The sequence below is a fragment of the Streptomyces sp. NBC_01296 genome, assembly GCF_035984415.1.
Classification (GTDB): Bacteria; Actinomycetota; Actinomycetes; order Streptomycetales; family Streptomycetaceae; genus Streptomyces.
The window spans coordinates 6,045,323-6,063,103 of record NZ_CP130720.1; the positions used below are offsets into that span (position 1 = coordinate 6,045,323).

General features: G+C 70.4%; 14 protein-coding genes. 8 read left to right on the forward strand and 6 right to left on the reverse strand.

Features of this window, described 5'->3' with window-relative positions; translation table 11 throughout:
• Positions 1-4 precede the first annotated feature (4 nt).
• Complete coding sequence (locus tag OG299_RS27550) at positions 5-1,552, forward strand: APC family permease (protein ID WP_327362941.1); 1,548 nt, start codon at positions 5-7, stop codon at positions 1,550-1,552.
• Entirely contained in the window at positions 1,474-3,054 is a 1,581-nt protein-coding gene (locus OG299_RS27555) for an amidohydrolase (protein ID WP_327362942.1), read from the forward strand. Before OG299_RS27550 ends, OG299_RS27555 begins: the two co-directional genes overlap by 79 nt.
• A gap of 39 nt (positions 3,055-3,093) precedes the next feature.
• Here the strand turns inward: OG299_RS27555 and OG299_RS27560 are convergent, their stop codons facing one another.
• From OG299_RS27560 to OG299_RS27575, 4 genes are all read right to left on the reverse strand, one after another.
• Positions 3,094-3,309 (reverse strand): hypothetical protein, encoded by a 216-nt coding sequence (locus OG299_RS27560; protein WP_327362943.1) that lies wholly within the window; start codon positions 3,307-3,309, stop codon positions 3,094-3,096.
• Positions 3,310-3,454: 145 nt separating this feature from the next.
• Entirely contained in the window at positions 3,455-4,348 is an 894-nt protein-coding gene (locus tag OG299_RS27565) for a phosphatase PAP2 family protein (protein ID WP_266629827.1), read from the reverse strand.
• 68 nt (positions 4,349-4,416) lie between these two features.
• Positions 4,417-5,463 (reverse strand): LacI family DNA-binding transcriptional regulator, encoded by a 1,047-nt coding sequence (locus OG299_RS27570; protein WP_327362944.1) that lies wholly within the window; start codon positions 5,461-5,463, stop codon positions 4,417-4,419.
• Between the two features lie 26 nt (positions 5,464-5,489).
• Positions 5,490-7,118, reverse strand: a complete 1,629-nt coding sequence (locus tag OG299_RS27575; protein WP_266629831.1) for a glycoside hydrolase family 13 protein — start codon at positions 7,116-7,118, stop codon at positions 5,490-5,492.
• Positions 7,119-7,340: 222 nt separating this feature from the next.
• Between OG299_RS27575 and OG299_RS27580 the strand changes: the two genes are divergently transcribed.
• The 5 genes from OG299_RS27580 (at position 7,341) to OG299_RS27600 (ending at position 13,208) form a co-directional block, all read left to right on the forward strand.
• A complete protein-coding gene (locus OG299_RS27580) occupies positions 7,341-8,612 on the forward strand; it encodes an extracellular solute-binding protein (RefSeq protein ID WP_266629833.1) in 1,272 nt (423 codons plus the stop codon).
• An 8-nt stretch (positions 8,613-8,620) separates the two neighbouring features.
• Positions 8,621-9,649 (forward strand): carbohydrate ABC transporter permease, encoded by a 1,029-nt coding sequence (locus tag OG299_RS27585; RefSeq protein WP_266629835.1) that lies wholly within the window; start codon positions 8,621-8,623, stop codon positions 9,647-9,649.
• Positions 9,646-10,518 carry a sugar ABC transporter permease gene (locus OG299_RS27590; RefSeq protein ID WP_389866906.1) on the forward strand — a complete coding sequence of 291 codons (873 nt, stop codon included), beginning with the start codon at positions 9,646-9,648 and terminating at the stop codon, positions 10,516-10,518. Before OG299_RS27585 ends, OG299_RS27590 begins: the two co-directional genes overlap by 4 nt.
• A 75-nt stretch (positions 10,519-10,593) precedes the next feature.
• Positions 10,594-12,204 (forward strand): glycoside hydrolase family 13 protein, encoded by a 1,611-nt coding sequence (locus OG299_RS27595; RefSeq protein ID WP_266629839.1) that lies wholly within the window; start codon positions 10,594-10,596, stop codon positions 12,202-12,204.
• Positions 12,192-13,208, forward strand: coding sequence for a LacI family DNA-binding transcriptional regulator (locus tag OG299_RS27600; RefSeq protein WP_266629840.1), 1,017 nt, complete (start codon positions 12,192-12,194; stop codon positions 13,206-13,208). Before OG299_RS27595 ends, OG299_RS27600 begins: the two co-directional genes overlap by 13 nt.
• Positions 13,209-13,328: 120 nt before the next feature.
• Here OG299_RS27600 and OG299_RS27605 read toward each other — a convergent pair whose 3' ends face one another.
• Positions 13,329-14,486: a Vgb family protein gene (locus OG299_RS27605; protein ID WP_327362945.1), complete on the reverse strand. Its 1,158-nt coding sequence runs from the start codon at positions 14,484-14,486 to the stop codon at positions 13,329-13,331.
• A 24-nt stretch (positions 14,487-14,510) separates the two neighbouring features.
• A complete protein-coding gene (locus OG299_RS27610; RefSeq protein ID WP_327362946.1) occupies positions 14,511-15,587 on the reverse strand; it encodes a gluconolaconase in 1,077 nt (358 codons plus the stop codon).
• 461 nt (positions 15,588-16,048) lie between these two features.
• On the opposite strand from OG299_RS27610, the gene OG299_RS27615 reads away from it, so the two are divergent.
• Complete coding sequence (locus OG299_RS27615; RefSeq protein ID WP_327362947.1) at positions 16,049-17,758, forward strand: carbohydrate-binding module family 20 domain-containing protein; 1,710 nt, start codon at positions 16,049-16,051, stop codon at positions 17,756-17,758.
• Positions 17,759-17,781 lie beyond the last annotated feature (23 nt).

Genomic DNA, 17,781 nt, shown 5'->3' on the forward strand with positions numbered 1-17,781 from the left:
CCGCATGCCCGAAACGCCGGAACCGCCGACCGACAGACCCACCCTCCGCCGCGCCACCCTCGGCACCGCCGACATCTCCTTCTTCGTGGTCTCCGCCGCCGCCCCGCTCACCGTCATGGCCGGCGTCGCCCCCGTCGCGATCCTGCTCGGCGGGATCGGCGCCCCCGCCGGGTACCTCCTCGCCGGCCTCACCCTCGCCGTCTTCGCCGTCGGGTTCACCACCATGAGCCGCCACGTCCGCAGCGGGGGCGCCTTCTACGCGTACATCACCCGCGGCCTCGGCAAGCGCGTCGGCATCGGCGCCGCCCTGCTCGCCCTGGTCGGCTACAACGGCATGGAGATCGGGGTCTACGGCCTCCTCGGCACCACCACCGCCGACACCGCCCACGCCCTCGGCGGCCTCGACATCCCCTGGCTGCCCGTCTCTCTCGCCGGCCTCGCCCTCATCTGGTACGGCGGCTTCCGCTCCATCGACTTCGGTGCCAAGGTGCTCGGCGTCCTGCTCGTCGCCGAGACCGGGATACTCGTCCTGCTCGCCGCCGGAGTCCTGTTCAAGGGCGGCGCCCACGGGCTCTCCGCCGGCTCCTTCGCCCCCGGCGCGGTCCTCGTCCCCGGCACCGCAGCCGTCCTGGCCTTCGCCTTCGCCGCGTTCACCGGCTTCGAGTCCACCGTCATCTACCGCCGCGAGGCCCGCGACCCCGACCGGACCATCCCGCGCGCCACCTACATCGCCGTCGCCTTCCTCGGCCTCTTCTACGCCTTCATCGTCTGGACCGTCATCCAGGCCTTCGGCGGCGAGGAGGTCATCGCCGCCGCCGCCGAGGACCCCGGCGGCCTCTTCTTCGCCGCGATCACCACCTACGTCGGCCCCTGGGCGGCCGACCTGATGCACCTCTTCATCGTCACCAGCGTCATCGCCTCCCTCCTCGCCTTCCACAACGCCATCAACCGGTACGCGCTCGCCCTCGCCGAGGAGGGAGTGCTGCCGACCGCCCTCGGCCGGATCCACCCACGCCACCGCTCCCCGTACCTCGCCGGCCTCGCCCAGACCGCCCTCGGCGCCGTCGTCGTCCTCGGCTTCGCGCTGGCCGGGGCCGACCCGTACCAGCAGCTCCTGCTCTGGGTGAACACGCCCGGCATGATCGGCCTCATGGCGCTGATGCTGCTCGCCGCGATCGCCGTACCCGTGTACTTCCGGCGCATCGCGCACACCGAGGGCCCCTGGCGGACCGTGGTCGCGCCCGTCGCCGCCGCCGTGCTGCTCGCCGTGGCGATCGTGCTGGTCGTCTCCAAGGTCAGCCTGTTCACCATGGCCTCCACCGCCGTCAACACCGTCCTCGTCGCCCTCGTCCCCGCCGTCTTCCTGGCCGGGATCGGCCTCGCCCGGCGCCTGGAGACCCACCGCCCCGAGGTCTACGCCCGGTTCGCCGCCGAGCCCGCCGAGCCCACCGAAGCCCCTGAAGGAGAAGAGCCGTGCCCGCTGCCGACACCGTCCTCACCGGAGCCCGCGTCCGCACCCTCGACCCCGGCCGCCCCGAGGCCCGCGCGGTAGCGGTCCGCGGCGGCGAGATCCTCGCCGTCGGCGACGAGGCCGACGTACGCGACTGGCGCGGCCCCGCCACCGAGGTGGTCGACCTCGGCGGCGCCACCCTCACCCCCGGCCTGACCGACGCCCACAGCCACCCCGTCTGGGGTATCGAGATGGCCACCGGAACCGACCTCTCGCCCGTCCGGGACCTCGACCAGCTGCGCGCCGCCCTGCGCGCCGCGCCCCGCACCGGGGGCTGGGTCCTCGGATACGGCCTCGACCACAACGCCTTCGGCGGCCGCCCCGTCGACAAGGCCCTGATCGAGGAGGCCCTGGCCGGCGCCCCCGCCTTCCTGCGCTTGTACGACGGCCACTCCGCCCTCGCTTCCGGCGCTGCCCTGGACGCCGCGGGCGTCACCGGCCCGCGTACGTTCGACCAGCGCTCGGAGATCGTCTGCGACGCGGGAGGACGCCCGACCGGCCACCTGATCGAGCACGCCGCGATGGGCACGGTCGGCGCCCTCGCCCCGAAGCCCTCCTCCGCCGAGCGGCGCAGCCGGCTCACCGCCCTGCTCGGCGACATGGCCGCCACCGGGCTCACCGGAGCCCATGTCATGGACCTCGGCGACGGTGACGTACCGGCCCTGCTCGCCGGAGTCGAGTACGAGGGAGACCTGCCGCTGCGGCTGAACCTGGCCCCCTGGTGCATGCCGGGCGCCACGCCGCAGGATTTGGCCGAGCTGATCGAGCTCCAGGGCGTGCGCGGCCGCCACTGGCAGGTCGGCGGCGTGAAGTTCTTCATGGACGGCACCATCGAGGGCGGCACCGCCTGGCTCGAGCACGCCGACTGCCACGGCCGCGGCACGGACGCCTTCTGGCCCGACCCCGAGGCCTACGCGGCCGCCGTGCGGATCCTCGACGCGGCCGGGGTGCGCACGGCGACCCACGCCATCGGCGACGCGGCGGTCCGGCACGTCCTGGACACGGTGGCCACACTGGGCGGGCAGGCCCGGATGCGGCACCGGATCGAGCACATCGAGACCGTCCCGGACGACCAGCTGAAGCGGTTCGCCGAGCTCGGGGTGATCGCCTCGATGCAGCCGCCGCACACCGCGTACACCCGGGCCGACCACAGCGACGAGTGGTCGAAGCGGCTGGGCGCGGACCGGGCGGCCCGGGCCTGGCGCTGCCGGGACCTGCGGGACGCGGGGGCCGTACTCGCCCTGGGCTCGGACTGGCCGATCGCCCACCACGACGCCCGCCGGGTCCTGGCCATCGCCCGTAGCCCGCTCGGCGCGGCCGCCGCCGGGCCCGCACTCACCGGGATGATGGCGCTGGAGGGCATGACCTCGCACGCTGCGCTCGCGGCGGGGGAGCAGCAGGTCGCGGGCCGGATCACGGCGGGCTTCCGGGCGGATCTGACGGCCTTCGCGCTCGACCCGGTGGAGGCCGCCCCGGGCGAGCTGGCCAAGGCCCCGATCCGGCTCACGATGTCGGGCGGCCGGATCACCCACCGCGGGTTCTAGGCCAAGGCCAGGGCAAGGCCCGGGTCCGCGGCCGGGCGGTCAGGCGTGCAGGAGGCTCTGCGGGAGGTATGCGGAGGTGACGGCGAGCCGCCAGCCGTGGACCTGGGCGGCGAGCGCGGCCACGGCGTCGCCGAAGGAGATGTCCATGCTGCTCAGCTCCTCGTGGAGCAGGGGGAGCGGCACCTCGAAGTCGCCGTCGGGGAAGCAGCCGAGCGTGAGCTCCCCGAGCGCGCATTCGGCGGCCGTCCGCAGCACACGGCGTACGACGGCTCCGCTCAGCTCCTTGCGGCGCGCCCGCTGACAGCGCCCGCTGACACCGCCCCCGGAGGGCGCGGGCGCGGGCGGGCTGCGGATCGTACGGGGTGGACCGGTTGCGGTGCGGGCCGGCGTGCCGGGCCGGTCAGCGGCCGGCGCGGAAGCGGTTCAGGACGGCCGCCGTCGCCGGGTGGGGGTCCCTGGCCTCGGGGTGGCGCGGCAGCCGGTGCGGCAGCGAGCCGTACCAGCTGCGCGAGACCGTGTAGCCGAACGCCAGGCAGAGCATGCCGCCCACGGCGTCCAGCCAGAAGTGGTTGGCGGTGGCCACGATCACCACGAGGGTGGCCGTCGGATAGAGCAGTCCGAGGATCCGGGCCCAGGGGGCGGAGGCGACCGCGAAGATCGTCAGCCCGCACCAGAGCGACCACCCTATGTGCATGGAGGGCATGGCCGCGTACTGGTTCGACATGTGCTTGAGGTTGCCGGAGGCCATGGAGCCCCAGGTGTGGTGGACCAGCACGGTGTCGACGAAGCTCTGCCCGTTCATCAGCCGGGGCGGCGCGAGCGGGAAGAAGTAGTAGCCGACCAGGGCCACGCCCGTGGTGGCGAAGAGGACCAGGCGCGTCGCCGCGTAGCGCCCCGGATGGAAGCGGTAGATCCAGACCAGGACGCCGATGGTCACGATGAAGTGGAGCGTGGCGTAGTAGTAGTTCATGCCGACGACCAGCCACGTCACCGAGTTCACGGCGTGGTTGACCGATTGCTCCACCGCGATCCCGAGGGTGCGCTCGAGGCCCCACAGCCGGTCGGCGTTCGCGAGGGCGTCGGCCTTCTGCTCGGGCACCGCGTTGCGGATGAGCGAGTACGTCCAGTAACTGACCCCGATGAGCAGGATCTCGAACCAGATCCGGGGTCGGCGCGGGACCCGCAACCGGGACAAATGGGCGCGCTGATCCCCCGGACGAGTCTGGTTCCCGGTCACGTGGGGTGACGAGATTTCCGTCCGGGTTTCCAGTGTCTTCACGCTCGATTCACCCATGGGGAAAGAGTCTGCCAGATGCGCTCTCGCCTCCGATCATCCCTCGGGAGGGTCTGCGGCGCAGCCGCTCAGCCCTGGGGAGTAGACGGTCCCCTACGTTGCTGCGGACCGGAGGCGGTGGATCCGCGGACCACCAGTTCGGGCAGGAAGACGAACTCGCTGTGCGGGGCCGGCGTACCGCCGATCTCCTCCAGGAGCGTGCGGACCGCGGCCTGCCCCATGGCCTGCACGGGCTGCCGGATGGTGGTGAGCGGCGGATCGGTGAACGCTATGAGCGGGGAGTCGTCGAAGCCGACGACCGAGACGTCCTGCGGCACCCGCAGCCCCTGCTGCCGGGCCGCCCGGATCGCCCCGAGCGCCATCATGTCGCTGGCGCACACGATGGCCGTGCAGCCCCGGGTGATGAGCGCGGCCGCGGCGGCCTGCCCGCCCTCCAGCGTGTACAGGGAGTGCTGGATGAGCTCCTCGATCTCGGCCTCGTCCAGGCCGAGCCGCTCCTTCATCCCGAGCCGGAAGCCCTCGATCTTGCGCAGGACGGGCACGAACCGCTTGGGTCCGACCGCGAGCCCGATCCGGGTGTGCCCGAGCGCGGTCAGGTGGGTCACGGCGAGCTGCATCGCGGCGCGGTCGTCGGGGGAGACGAAGGGGGCCTGCACCTTGTCGGAGAACCCGTTGATGAGGACGTAGGGAACGCCCTGCCCGCGGAGTTGGTCGTAGCGGCCCATGTCGGCCGTGGTGTCGGCGTGCAGCCCGGAGACGAAGATGATGCCGGAGACCCCGCGGTCGACCAGCATCTCGGTGAGCTCGTCCTCGGTGGACCCGCCGGGCGTCTGCGTGGCCAGCACCGGCGTGTACCCCTGCCGGGTCAGCGCCTGGCCGATGACCTGGGCGAGCGCCGGGAAGATGGGGTTGTCCAGCTCGGGGGTTATCAGGCCGACGAGCCCCGCGCTGCGCTGGCGCAGTTTGACGGGGCGCTCGTAGCCGAGCACGTCGAGCGCGGCCAGCACGGACTCGCGGGTGCCTGCGGCCACACCGGGCTTGCCGTTGAGCACGCGGCTGACTGTGGCTTCGCTGACCCCCGCCTGGGCTGCGATGTCGGCTAGCCGTGCGGTCACGGGATTGGACTGTACCGGTCCCCGGCTCACAACGCCCACCACGTGCACGAATCCGGGGGCAACAGCACGGTCCGGCCGTCCGTCTCGACCGGCGCGCTGGAAAGTACGGGACGACCCGGCGAGGGCAGTTCGAGCGGCTCGGACCGGCTGTTGAGGGTGCACGCGAAGCCGGGCCGGGTGAAGAGGAGGACGCCCGCGGGGGCGGGCAGCCAGGTCAGCGGGCCCGCATCGGGGGAACCGAGGCCGGGCAGCGCGCGGCGCAGCTCCAGGGCGGCGCGGTACAGCTCGAGGGTGGAGTGGGGGTCGCCGGTCTGGGCGGCGACGCTCAGCGGGGCCCAGTCCGCGGGCTGCGGGAGCCAGCTGCCGGCCGGCCCGAATCCGTACGGGGGCTCCTCGCCGGACCAGGGCAGCGGGATCCGACAGCCGTCGCGCAGTCCGTCCTGCCCGGCGGTGCGGAGGAAGGCGGGGTCCTGGCGTACGGCGGCGGGGAGGTCCGCGACCTCCGGCAGGCCGAGCTCCTCCCCTTGGTAGAGGTACGCCGAACCGGGCAGGGCGAGCATCAGCAGCGCGGCGGCCCGGGCCCGGGCCAGGCCCTGCGCGCCGCCGCCGTAGCGGGTGACATGGCGTACGACGTCGTGGTTGGACAGCACCCAGGTGGTGGGGGCGCCGACGGAGCCGGTGGCGGCCAGGGACTCGTCGATGACGGTCCGCATCGCCCGGGTGTCCCAGGGGCAGTTCAGGAAGCGGAAGTTGAAGGCCTGGTGCAGCTCGTCGGGCCGGACGTACAGGGCGAGCCGCTCGGACGTGGGCGCCCAGGCCTCGGCGACGCCGATGCGCGGGCCCGGATAGGAGTCGAGCAGCCGCCGCCAGGAGCGGTGGATCTCGTGGACGCCGTCCTGGTCGAAGAAGGGGAGCGGCTCGGTCCCGATCAGGGTGGCCTGGGCGCCGCGGCCGATGTCGGGCAGGCCAGAGGCCTTGACCATGCCGTGGGCGACGTCGATGCGGAAGCCGTCGACACCGAGGTCGAGCCAGAAGCGCAGGACGGAGGCGAACTCCTCCGCGACCTCGGGGCGCTCCCAGTTCAGGTCGGGCTGCTCGGGGGCGAAGAGGTGCAGGTACCACGCGCCGTCCGGGGTCCGGGTCCAGGCGGGCCCGCCGAAGACGGACTCCCAGTCGTTGGGCGGCCGCTCCCCGCCCGGTCCGCGTCCGGGGCGGAAGTGGTACCGGGCCCGGGCGGGGCTCCCCGGTTCCGCGGCGAGGGCCTCCCGGAACCAGACGTGCCGGTCGGAGGTGTGGTTGGGCACCACGTCCACGATGACCCGCAGGCCCAGCGCGTGGGCGGCCCGGACGAGCTCGTCGGCGTCGGAGAGGTCCCCGAAGAGCGGATCGACGGCGCGGTAGTCGGCGACGTCGTAGCCGCCGTCGGCCTGCGGGGAGACGTAGAAGGGGGTGAGCCACACGGCGTCGACCCCGAGCCGGGCCAGGTGGGGCAGGCGCGTGCGCACCCCGCGGAGGTCGCCGATGCCGTCGCCGTCGCTGTCCGCGAAGGAGCGCACGTACACCTGGTAGATGACTGCATCGCGCCACCAGCCGACGCCTTCGGTCGTCTTGCTGGAAGCGCTTGCAAGCCGGGATGCGGTCAGCTCATGGGTCATACCGGTGTCAACGCGGGTACATGCCCCCTGGTTGCGGGCCTGATGACCCGAAGGAAGTTCGAACAACCAGCAAGCCGCGGCAACCGTCAGGACACACGGATGTAACGATCGGCCTCGCTTGCAGAAAATTGCCGCAAGCTCTTTCGGTCGGCTTTCAGGCTTGTTACGTTCCCTGCAACTCGGGACCGCGAGGGCGCGGCCGGGATCATCGAAGGAGTTCATATGCGGCGTGGCATAGCGGCCACCGCGCTGGTCGCGACCCTGGCGCTCGCGGCGACGGCTTGCGGCGGTGACACCAAGGACGACAGCGGTACCAAGGCGGGCGGCGAGCTTTCCGGCACGGTCACGTGGTGGGACACCTCGAACGACGCCGAGAAGGCCAGCTTCCAGAAGATCGCCGAGGCGTTCACCGCGAAGCACCCGAAGGTCACCGTCAAGTACGTCAACGTCCCGTACGGCGACGCGCAGAACAAGGTCAAGAACGCCTTCAGCAGCGGTTCCGAAGCCCCTGACGTGATCCGCGCGGACGTCGGCTGGGTCGCCGACTTCGCCTCCCTCGGCTACCTCGACGAGGTCCCGGCCGAGACGGCCAAGAAGGTCGACGCCGAGTTCCTGCCCCAGGCCGCGGCCAGCGGCAAGTACGAGGGCAAGACCTACGCCGTCCCGCAGGTCATCGACACCCTCGGCCTCTTCTACAACAAGAAGATGCTCGCCGACGCCGGCGTCCAGCCCCCCAAGACGCTGGAAGAGGTGAAGACCGCCGCCGCCGCCATCAAGGCGAAGTCCGGCAAGGCCGGCCTCTACCTGCGCGGCGACGACTCCTACTGGTTCCTCCCCCTCATCTACGGAGAGGGCGGCGACCTGGTCGACGCGAAGAACAAGACGGTCACCGTCGACAACGCGGCCGGCGTCAAGGCGTTCAAGACCGCCCGCGACCTGGTCACCTCCGGCGCTGCGATCACCAACGCCACCGACGGCTGGGTCAACATGCAGACCGCCTTCAAGTCGGGCGAAGCCGCGATGATGATCAACGGCCCGTGGGCCGTCGCCGACACCTACGCCGGCGACCAGTTCAAGGACAAGGCCAACCTCGGCGTCGCCGCCGTCCCGGCCGGCTCCGCCAAGGCCGGCGCCCCGCAGGGCGGCCACGACCTCGCCGTCTACGCCGGTTCCAAGAACCGCGAAGCCGCGCACGCCTTCGTCGAGTACATGACCTCGCAGGACGTGCAGGTGCAGTCCACCAAGGAGCTCAGCCTGCTCCCGACGCGGACCGCTGCCTACGAGCAGCCCGACGTCAAGTCCAGCGAGATGGTGCAGTTCTTCAAGCCGGCGGTGGACAAGGCCGTCGAGCGCGCCTGGATCCCGGAGAACGGCTCCCTCTTCGAGCCGCTGAAGGTCGAATACACCAAGGCGATCACCGGGGCCTCGAGCCCGGAGGACGCGGCCAAGGCGGCCGGCGTCGAGTTCCGCAAGATCCTCAAGGGCTGGAAGTAGACAAGACGATGGCTGCTCACACCAGCCAGTCGGTGGCGAAGGCCGCGGGCAGCGACGGGGAAGACACCGTCGCCGCCCGCGGCCGGAGCCGCAGGACTGACAGCGCGAAGCGCGGTGGCCTGGGGCGCGCCCTGGCCACCCACTGGTACGCCTGGGCCATGGTCGCCCCGGTGGTGCTCGTCCTCGGCGTGATCATCGGCTGGCCGCTCGTCCGCGGCGTCTACCTGTCGCTGACCGACGCCAACGAGCGCAATGTCGCCCGTACCATCGGCGCCAACCACATCGAGGCCACGTACAAGTTCGTCGGCCTCGACAACTACGCGAGCGTCCTGGCCGACCCGGTGTTCCTGCAGCGGCTGGTGTGGACGGTGATGTGGACCGTCCTGTGCGTGTCGATCACGTTCACGCTCGGACTGGCCCTCGCCAACATGCTCAACCGGGACTTCCGGGGCCGCGCCGCCTACCGGATGGCGCTCATCCTGCCCTGGGCCGTCCCCGGCTTCGTCTCCGTCTTCGCCTGGCGGTTCCTGTTCAACCGCGACAGCGGCATCCTGAACAAGATCCTCGACGGCGGCGGCATCTCGGCCGTCCCGTGGCTCGACGACCCGACCTGGGCCAAGTTCTCCGTCGTCGCCGTCAACGTCTGGCTCGGCGTCCCCTTCATGATGGTCGCCCTGCTCGGCGGGCTGCAGTCGATCCCGGGTGAGCTGTACGAGGCCGCCGAGATGGACGGCGCCACCGCCTGGCAGCGGTTCCGGCACATCACCCTGCCCGGGCTGCGCACGGTGAGCATGACCGTGATCCTGCTCTCCACCATCTGGACCTTCAACATGTTCCCGGTGATCTTCCTGCTGACGCGGGGCGGACCGGGCGACTCCACCGAGATCCTGGTGACCCAGGCCTTCCGCGAGGCCTTCGTGGCCAGCCCGCGCGACTTCGCGGGCTCCGCGACCTGGGGCGTGCTCATCCTCGCCCTGCTCATGATCTTCGCGCTGGTCTACCGGCGCTCGCTGCGCAAGCAGGGAGAGGTGTGGTGACCATGACGACCGACACCGTGACCACCGAGGTTTCCGTCCGCAAGCGGGGCGAGCGCTCCCCGCTCGCCTCCGCCGCACTGCACGTCACCCTGATCGTCGCCTCCGTGATCGCCGTCTTCCCGGTGCTGTGGGTCCTGCTGACCTCGATCAAGCCCGCGAAGCACGCCATCTCCACGGACTTCGTGAAGGAACCGACCCTCGAGAACTACCGCTACCTGGTGGAGTCGACCTCCTTCTTCACCTGGTTCGCCAACTCCGTGCTCGTCGCCGGCATCACCACCGTCCTCGGTGTGTTCATCGCCGCCACGACGGGCTACGCGGTCAGCCGGTTCAAGTTCCCCGGCATGAAGCCGCTGATGTGGACCCTGCTCATCACGCAGATGTTCCCGATGGCCATCCTCATCGTCCCGCTCTACAACCTCATGGGACAGCTGGGGCTGCTCAACCAGCCGCTCGGCCTGATCATCACCTACCTCACCATCGCGGTGCCGTTCTGCGCCTGGATGATGAAGGGCTTCTTCGACACCATCCCGGTCGAGATCGACGAATCCGGCCGCGTCGACGGGCTCAACCCCTTCGGCACCTTCTGGCGCCTCATCCTCCCGCTGGCCAAGCCCGGCCTCGCCGTCACCGGCTTCTACTCGTTCATCACCGCCTGGGGCGAAGTCGCGTACGCCTCCGCCTTCATGGTCGGCGACGAACACCTCACCCTCGCGGGGGGCCTGCAGACGTTCGTCACGCAGTACACCTCCAACTGGGGTGCGATGAGTGCCGCTTCGGTCCTCATCGCCATCCCCGCGGCCATCTTCTTCCTCTTCGCCCAGCGTCACCTCGTCGCCGGGATGACGGCAGGCGCGACCAAGGGCTGACGCCCCTCTCGCGACCCAGGGCTGACCCCCCTGCCTGCCCCCTCTCACCCCCGGCCCGATCTCTCCAAGGACGACATGACCCAGCACCTCGCCGACGCACTTCCCACCACCACCGGCACCCGGCCCGGCTGGTGGAGAGAAGCGGTGATCTACCAGGTCTATCCGCGCAGCTTCGCCGACTCCAACGGGGACGGCATGGGGGACCTCGAAGGCATCCGCAGCCGACTGCCCTACCTCAAGGAGCTGGGCGTCGACGCCGTCTGGCTCAGCCCGTTCTACGCCTCCCCGCAGGCCGACGCCGGCTACGACGTCGCCGACTACCGGGCCATCGACCCCATGTTCGGCACCCTGCACGACGCCGACGCCGTGATCCGCGAAGCGCATGAGCTGGGCCTGCGGATCATCGTGGACCTCGTCCCGAACCACTGCTCCGACCAGCACGAATGGTTCAAGCAGGCGCTGCGGGAAGGCCCCGGCTCCCCGCTGCGCGAGCGCTTCCACTTCCGTGCGGGGCAAGGCGCCGACGGCTGCGAGCCCCCGAACGACTGGGAGTCCATCTTCGGCGGGCCCGCCTGGACGCGCGTCGCCGACGGCGAGTGGTACCTGCACCTCTTCGCCCCCGAGCAGCCCGACTTCAACTGGGAGCACCCGGCCGTCCAGGACGAGTTCCGCTCGATCCTGCGCTTCTGGCTCGACCTCGGCGCCGACGGCTTCCGCATCGACGTCGCCCACGGCCTGGTCAAGGCCCCCGGCCTGCCCGACCTCGGCCGCGACGAGCAGCTCAAGCTGCTCGGCAACCAGGTGCTGCCCTTCTTCGACCAGGACGGCGTCCACGAGATCTACCGCTCCTGGCGGACCGTGCTCGACGAGTACGCCGGCGACCGCATCGGCGTCGCCGAGGCCTGGACCCCGAGCGCGGACCGCACGGCCCTGTACCTGCGGCCCGACGAACTGCACCAGGCGTTCAACTTCCACTACCTGAACACCGGGTGGGACGCGGCTGCGCTGCGCGGCGCCATCGACGACTCGCTCGACGCGATGCGTCCGGTGGGCGCCCCGACGACGTGGGTGCTGTCCAACCACGACGTCGTACGGCACGTGACGCGGTACGGCGGCGGCGCGCAGGGCCTGGCCCGGGCACGGGCCGCGGCGCTGCTGATGCTGGCGCTGCCCGGGTCGGCGTACGTCTACCAGGGCGAGGAGCTCGGCCTGCCGGAGGTGACCGACCTGCCGGACGAGGTGCGTCAGGATCCCTCCTTCTTCAAGGAGAACGGCCAGGAGGGGCTGCGCGACGGCTGCCGCGTGCCGATCCCGTGGTCGGGCGACCAGGCCCCGTACGGCTTCGGCGACGGCGGCAGCTGGCTGCCGCAGCCGGCCGAGTGGGCGGGCTTGAGCGTGGCGGCCCAGACGGGCGACCCGGCCTCGACGCTGGAGCTGTACCGGGCGGCGCTGCGGATCCGCCGGGAGCGGGCCGACCTGGGCGCGGGCGATGCGGTGCAGTGGCTGGAGGCGCCGGAAGGCGTGCTGGCGTTCCGGCGCGGCGACTTCGTCTGCACCGTGAACACGACGGGCGAGCCGGTGCGGATGTCCCCGCCGGGGACGGTGCTCCTGGTGAGCGGCGACGCGGCGGACCAGGCGGATCCGGGCGTGCTCGGCGCCGACACGGCGGTGTGGTGGCAGGGGTGACCTCCCCGCTCCGGCTGACGGACATCGCCGCGCAGGCCCAGGTCAGCGAGGCGACGGTCAGCCGTGTGCTCAACGGCAAGGCGGGCGTGGCGGCCGGCACCCGGCACAAGGTGCTGGCCGCCATGGACCTGCTCGGCTACGAGCGGCCCGTACGGCTGCGCCGGCGCAGCAACGGCCTGGTGGGGCTCCTGATCCCGGAGCTCACCAACCCGATTTTTCCGGCGTTCGCGCAGGTCATAGAGCAGGCGCTGGCCGGCCACGGGTACACGCCGGTGCTGTGCACGCAGACGCCGGGCGGGGCCACGGAGGACGAGCTGGTGGAGCAGCTCGAGGAGCGGGGGGTCACGGGGATCGTCTTCCTGTCCGGCCTGCACGCGGACTCGACGCTGGACCCGTCCCGCTACCAGCGGCTGTCCGCGAGGAATGTTCCCTTCGTCCTGATCAACGGCTTCAACGAGCACGTGAACGCCCCGTTCATCTCCCCGGACGACCGGGCGGCGGCGGACATGGCGGTACGTCACCTGGTGGACCTGGGGCACCGGCGGATCGGCCTGGCCATAGGGCCGACGCGCTACGTCCCCTCGGCCCGCAAGGAGCAGGGGTTCGTCGCCGCGGTGCCGGATGCGGAGTCGGAGGGGCTCATCCAGCGCACGCTGTTCACGGTGGAGGGCGGCCACGCGGCGGGCGGCGCCCTGCTGGACCGCGGCTGCACCGGCATCGTGTGCGGCAGCGACCCGATGGCGCTCGGCGTGATCCGCGCGGTGAGGGAGCGCGGCCTGCGCGTCCCGGAGGACGTGTCGGTCGTCGGCTTCGACGACTCGCCGCTGATCGCCTTCACGGACCCGCCGCTGACGACGATCCGCCAGCCGGTCCGCGCGATGGCGACGGCGGCGGTCGGAGCCCTCCTGGAGGCGGTCGGCGGCACCCCGGTCCAGCGCACGGAGTACGTGTTCCAGCCGGAACTGGTGGTCCGCGGCTCGACGGGGCAGGGGCCGGGGGAGTAGGGGCCTTCACGGCCTGGGCGGTGTCGGGCCCGGCTGGTGGCTGTCCACCCGCCGGGCCCGTGGCTGCGACGGCGGGGGTCCCCAAGGTGTGGGGACCCCCGCCGTCGTATGTGCCGGGCGTTACGCCATGACCTTGCCGATGCCTCCCAGGGCCTGCGTGGCGCGTTGGGAGATCTGCCAGAGCTGGCCCCCGACGTTGCTGACGTAGATCTGGCCGTTGGCGGTGTCCAGCGCGAGGCCTTCGCACGTCGCCAGGCCGCTGGCCACCACGCGCTGCGCGCCGTCGGCCAGGGTGATCTCGTACAGGCGCCCGTTCAGATGGTCGAGGGTGTATGCCCTGCCGTCGCCGGTGAGCTCCACGCGGATGGTGCTCGCCCCGGGGAGGTTGGTCAGGACGCGCTTGGCGCCGTCGGCCAGGTTGACCTCGTACAGGTTGCCGCCGTTGTCCTTCTGGCCGACGTACGCCTTGCCCTTCCCGTCCAGCGCCACCGCGGAAGTGCCGATCGGCAGGCCGGTGGCGACCGTGGTCTTCTGTCCGCTCTGCAGGTCGACCGCGGTCAGCTTCCCTTCGCTGTGGCTGACGACGTAGGCCTTGCCCGCTCCGTCCAGCGCGAGGCCGTATGCGCCGGGGACGCCGGCGACCACGCTGGAGGTGCCGCTGGACAGGTCCACTGCGACCAGGCGCCCGCCGGCGTAGTCGGTGCTGTAGGCCTTGCCCTTTCCGTCCAGCTTCACATCGCCGATGTCGCCCAGGCTGCCCGCGGCCACGCGCTGGGCGCCGGTGGCGATCTTCACCGCGGACAGCTTCACGCCGCCTCGGTCGGCGACGTACGCCGTGTTCTGCGACGGGTCCACGGCGAGGCCCTCGGACGTCCCCAGGCCCGTCGTGATCAGGGCGTAGCCCCTCCTGTTGCCCATCAGCTTCGACAGGTCTTCGGCCTTCGGCATGTCTTCGTCGCTGATGTGGGGCTGAGGCGGTCCGGACGCCTTCAGGGTCGACGAGGCCATGCTGGACGTCGAGGCGGGGTTCGCGACGACCTGACGCTGATCGGCGGATGCCTGATTGATCTTCTGGAAGAGGGGATTGATGAACCCCATGACGTCGAACGCCCCGTGCGCGGTCTGACGCACGAGCCACGGGTCGCGCTGACTCTCCAGTTTGCGTACGGCGTCCGAGACGTCCCCGGCGCCGGGAGTGTCCTTGTTGAGGGATTCGGCGGACTGTTTGGCGGAGTTCGCTTCGCTTCCGCTGCTGTCGAAGATGTTTTCAAAAGACATGGGTCTTCCTCCTGATGCAGTCGGTCACGCCTTGTGGAGAGGCGCCTTCTGGCTCTGGTAATCAAGGGTTTCAGGCTGGAAGACCCGGTGTTCCCCGGTGCGGACGGCGACGGTTTCGGCCGCTCCCCTCTGCATGAATCGCTTGCCTTCGTCGGCCAGGTCGAAATAGCTGCCATCCGTGATGGAATCGCCGAGTTTCCATGCGATGACCTGAGAGTATTTCTGGTCCTTGGGGTGCAGGGGAGTCTCCTTGACTGCTACCGGCTTGGGGTAGTACAAGGCGACCCAGCCGCCGAAGGTGACCGGGAATTCGTAATCGAACTGCCTCACCTGGCGTCGTGTCGTGGCCATGATGTCCGCTCGGCTCATCACTTCCAGACTGACCGATGACTGGTGTTTCCATTCAGTGGTCAAAGAACCGCTGACAGAGGCCGTGATGCCGAGGAGAAGGTCTGCCCATAATTCCCCGGTACCCGTGACGGAAGTCGAGGCTGTTGTCGTATTCGTCGCCTCCGTGTGGGACTCGTTGTCGACGCCCTGGTTGTCCTTGCTGTTCTTCAGGGTGGTCTTCTGGTACTGCATCATCGCCATGCTCTTCTGCAGCTGCTCCTGCAGCGATGCGGTGGACTTCGCCCCGAACGTCAGCTTCACCTCCCCCTGGAGCGACCAGCTGATCGTGTTCGAGATCGAGAATTCGACCGTGTCCGTGACGGTGATTTTGACGGGGTCGGTTCCATTGATGTACGTCTGCTTGGAGATCATGTCGGGTGGGGGCTGTGTGATGTCGCTTCGCTCTTCGACGACCGGTACGCCCATGTTCATGTATGCGCGCCACCCGCGCTCGTGCGCCGCTTTCTCATCCTCAGGAAAGGCGCCGTATCGCACCTTGTTCAAGCAGAACCCGATGGGGCTGATCGACTCTCCGGCTTTTTCGGTGGTCCTCTTGAGTGCAGGATGCCGCAGGATGTTCCGCTTCAGTATTTCGTCGGCCTTGATGCCGATTTCGAGCTCGTCTTGGTTCCGGGTGGTGAGTGGATGGCGCATGAATACATCGTTGATATAAGCCTTGCCCACGTCGCTCGTCATGCTGTTTGCCGACATGCTCTTGGGGGCTCCTTACGTTGAAATCAGAAGGATTGTTGTTTGGCACCGCTGGGTGCAGGGTGAAACTACGTGGGTGACGCCGGGTAACCGCCACGTCGAAGTGGCCATGCTGGCGAAAACCGGACGGATCCCGTTGACCACCCGCTTGATCGATTTCCGGGCGGTCGCCCGACCGGCCCGTCCCCCGTCACCTGCACCGTCGTGGGCGCGGAAGGTGGCCGGATCCCGGCAGTTCGGACGCCTCGCGCGGCTGCGGAGTGTGAGGAAGTGGCGGGGATGCGGCGCCTGTGCGGGTGCGGGCCCGGGCGGGCCGGTCCGTGGTTCCTACACGACTTGGCTGTCCGGCAGGACACGCCCTGGAAACAATTCTGCAATCTCTTGCGCAAACTCTTGCAGGGCTCCTACCTGGCCCCTACGGTCGCTGCAATCCCCACCTCTTCCGCCAGGAGGCCCCCCGCATGCCTGCCAGAGCCGTCAGAGCTGCAACTCTTTTCGCCGCGACCGCACTTGCCGCAGCCGCCCTCACCGGCCCGGCACCGCAGGCCGTCGCCGCGGCGCCCGGTGACAAGGACGTCACCGCCGTCCTCTTCGAGTGGCGCTTCGAGTCCGTCGCCAAGGCCTGCAGCGATGCGCTCGGGCCCGCCGGGTACGGGTACGTCCAGGTCTCGCCGCCCCAGGAGCACATCCAGGGCTCGCAGTGGTGGACCTCGTACCAGCCCGTCAGCTACAAGATCGCCGGGCGGCTCGGGGACCGGGCCGCGTTCAAGGCCATGGTCGACACCTGCCACGCCGCCGGGGTGAAGGTCGTCGCCGACTCCGTGATCAACCACATGGCGGCCGGCGACGGTGTCGGGACCGGTGGTTCGTCGTACACGAAGTACGGCTATCCCGGGGTCTATTCAGGCTCCGACATGGACGACTGCCGCGCGACCATCTCCAACTACCAGGACCGGGCCAATGTGCAGAACTGCGAGCTCGTGCAGCTCGCCGACCTGGACACGGGCGAGGACTACGTGCGGGGTCGGATCGCCGGGTACCTGAACGACCTGCTGTCGCTGGGTGTCGACGGCTTCCGGATCGACGCCGCCAAGCACATGCCCGCCGCCGACCTCGCCAACATAAAGTCCCGGCTGACCAACCCGGGCGCGTACTGGAAGCAGGAGGCGATCTACGGCGCCGGTGAGGCCGTCTCGCCCTCCGAGTACCTCGGCAACGGCGACGTGCAGGAGTTCCGTTACGCGCGGGACCTCAAGCGGGTCTTCCAGAGCGAGAACCTCGCCTACCTGAAGAACTTCGGCGAGGCCTGGGGTTACATGCCGAGCGGGCAGTCCGCCGTCTTCGTCGACAACCACGACACCGAGCGGGTCGGCGACACCCTGAACTACAAGGACGGCTCCGCCTACACCCTCGCCGGCGTCTTCATGCTGGCGTGGCCGTACGGATCCCCCGACGTGCACTCCGGGTACGAGTGGACCGACAAGGACGCCGGCCCGCCGAACGGCGGCACGGCGAACGCCTGTTACGCCGACGGGTGGAAGTGCCAGCACGCCTGGCGGGAGATCTCCTCCATGGTCGCCTTCCGCAACGCGGCCCGCGGCCAGGCCGTCACCAACTGGTGGGACAACGGCGCCGACCAGATCGCCTTCGGGCGCGGCGCCAAGGCGTACGTCGCCATCAACCACGAGGGCGCGGCCCTCACCCGGACCTTCCAGAGCTCGCTCCCGGCCGGCGACTACTGCGACGTGCAGAGCGGGCGCACGGTGAACGTGAACTCCGCCGGGCAGTTCACCGCCACCCTCGGGGCCGGTACCGCCCTCGCCCTGCACGTCAACGCCCGTACCTGCAGCGGCGGCGGGAGCACTCCACCGCCGGCGGCCGCAGGCGCCTCGTTCGCCGTCAACGCCACCACCGTCCCCGGGCAGAACGTCTACGTCACCGGGGACCGCGCCGAGCTCGGCGGCTGGAACACCGGCAGCGCCCTCAAGCTCGACCCGGCGGCCTACCCCGTCTGGAAGCTCGACGTGTCGCTCCCGGCCGGGACCGCCTTCTCGTACAAGTACCTCCGCAAGGACGCCGCCGGGAACGTCACCTGGGAGAGCGGGGCCAACCGCTCCGCCACCGTCCCGGCGAGCGGCAAGGTCGCACTGAACGACACCTGGCGCAACTGACCCGCTTCCACAGACAAGGGCCG

Coding starts and splice junctions, on each gene's coding strand:
- OG299_RS27615 (WP_327362947.1), top strand. CDS start 16,049: ATGCCTGCCAGAGCCGTCAGAGCTGCAACTCTTTTCGCCGCGACCGCA.
- OG299_RS27610 (WP_327362946.1), bottom strand. CDS start 15,587: ATGTCGGCAAACAGCATGACGAGCGACGTGGGCAAGGCTTATATCAAC.
- OG299_RS27550 (WP_327362941.1), top strand. CDS start 5: ATGCCCGAAACGCCGGAACCGCCGACCGACAGACCCACCCTCCGCCGC.
- OG299_RS27585 (WP_266629835.1), top strand. CDS start 8,621: ATGGCTGCTCACACCAGCCAGTCGGTGGCGAAGGCCGCGGGCAGCGAC.
- OG299_RS27565 (WP_266629827.1), bottom strand. CDS start 4,348: ATGGGTGAATCGAGCGTGAAGACACTGGAAACCCGGACGGAAATCTCG.
- OG299_RS27595 (WP_266629839.1), top strand. CDS start 10,594: ATGACCCAGCACCTCGCCGACGCACTTCCCACCACCACCGGCACCCGG.
- OG299_RS27575 (WP_266629831.1), bottom strand. CDS start 7,118: ATGACCCATGAGCTGACCGCATCCCGGCTTGCAAGCGCTTCCAGCAAG.
- OG299_RS27580 (WP_266629833.1), top strand. CDS start 7,341: ATGCGGCGTGGCATAGCGGCCACCGCGCTGGTCGCGACCCTGGCGCTC.
- OG299_RS27605 (WP_327362945.1), bottom strand. CDS start 14,486: ATGTCTTTTGAAAACATCTTCGACAGCAGCGGAAGCGAAGCGAACTCC.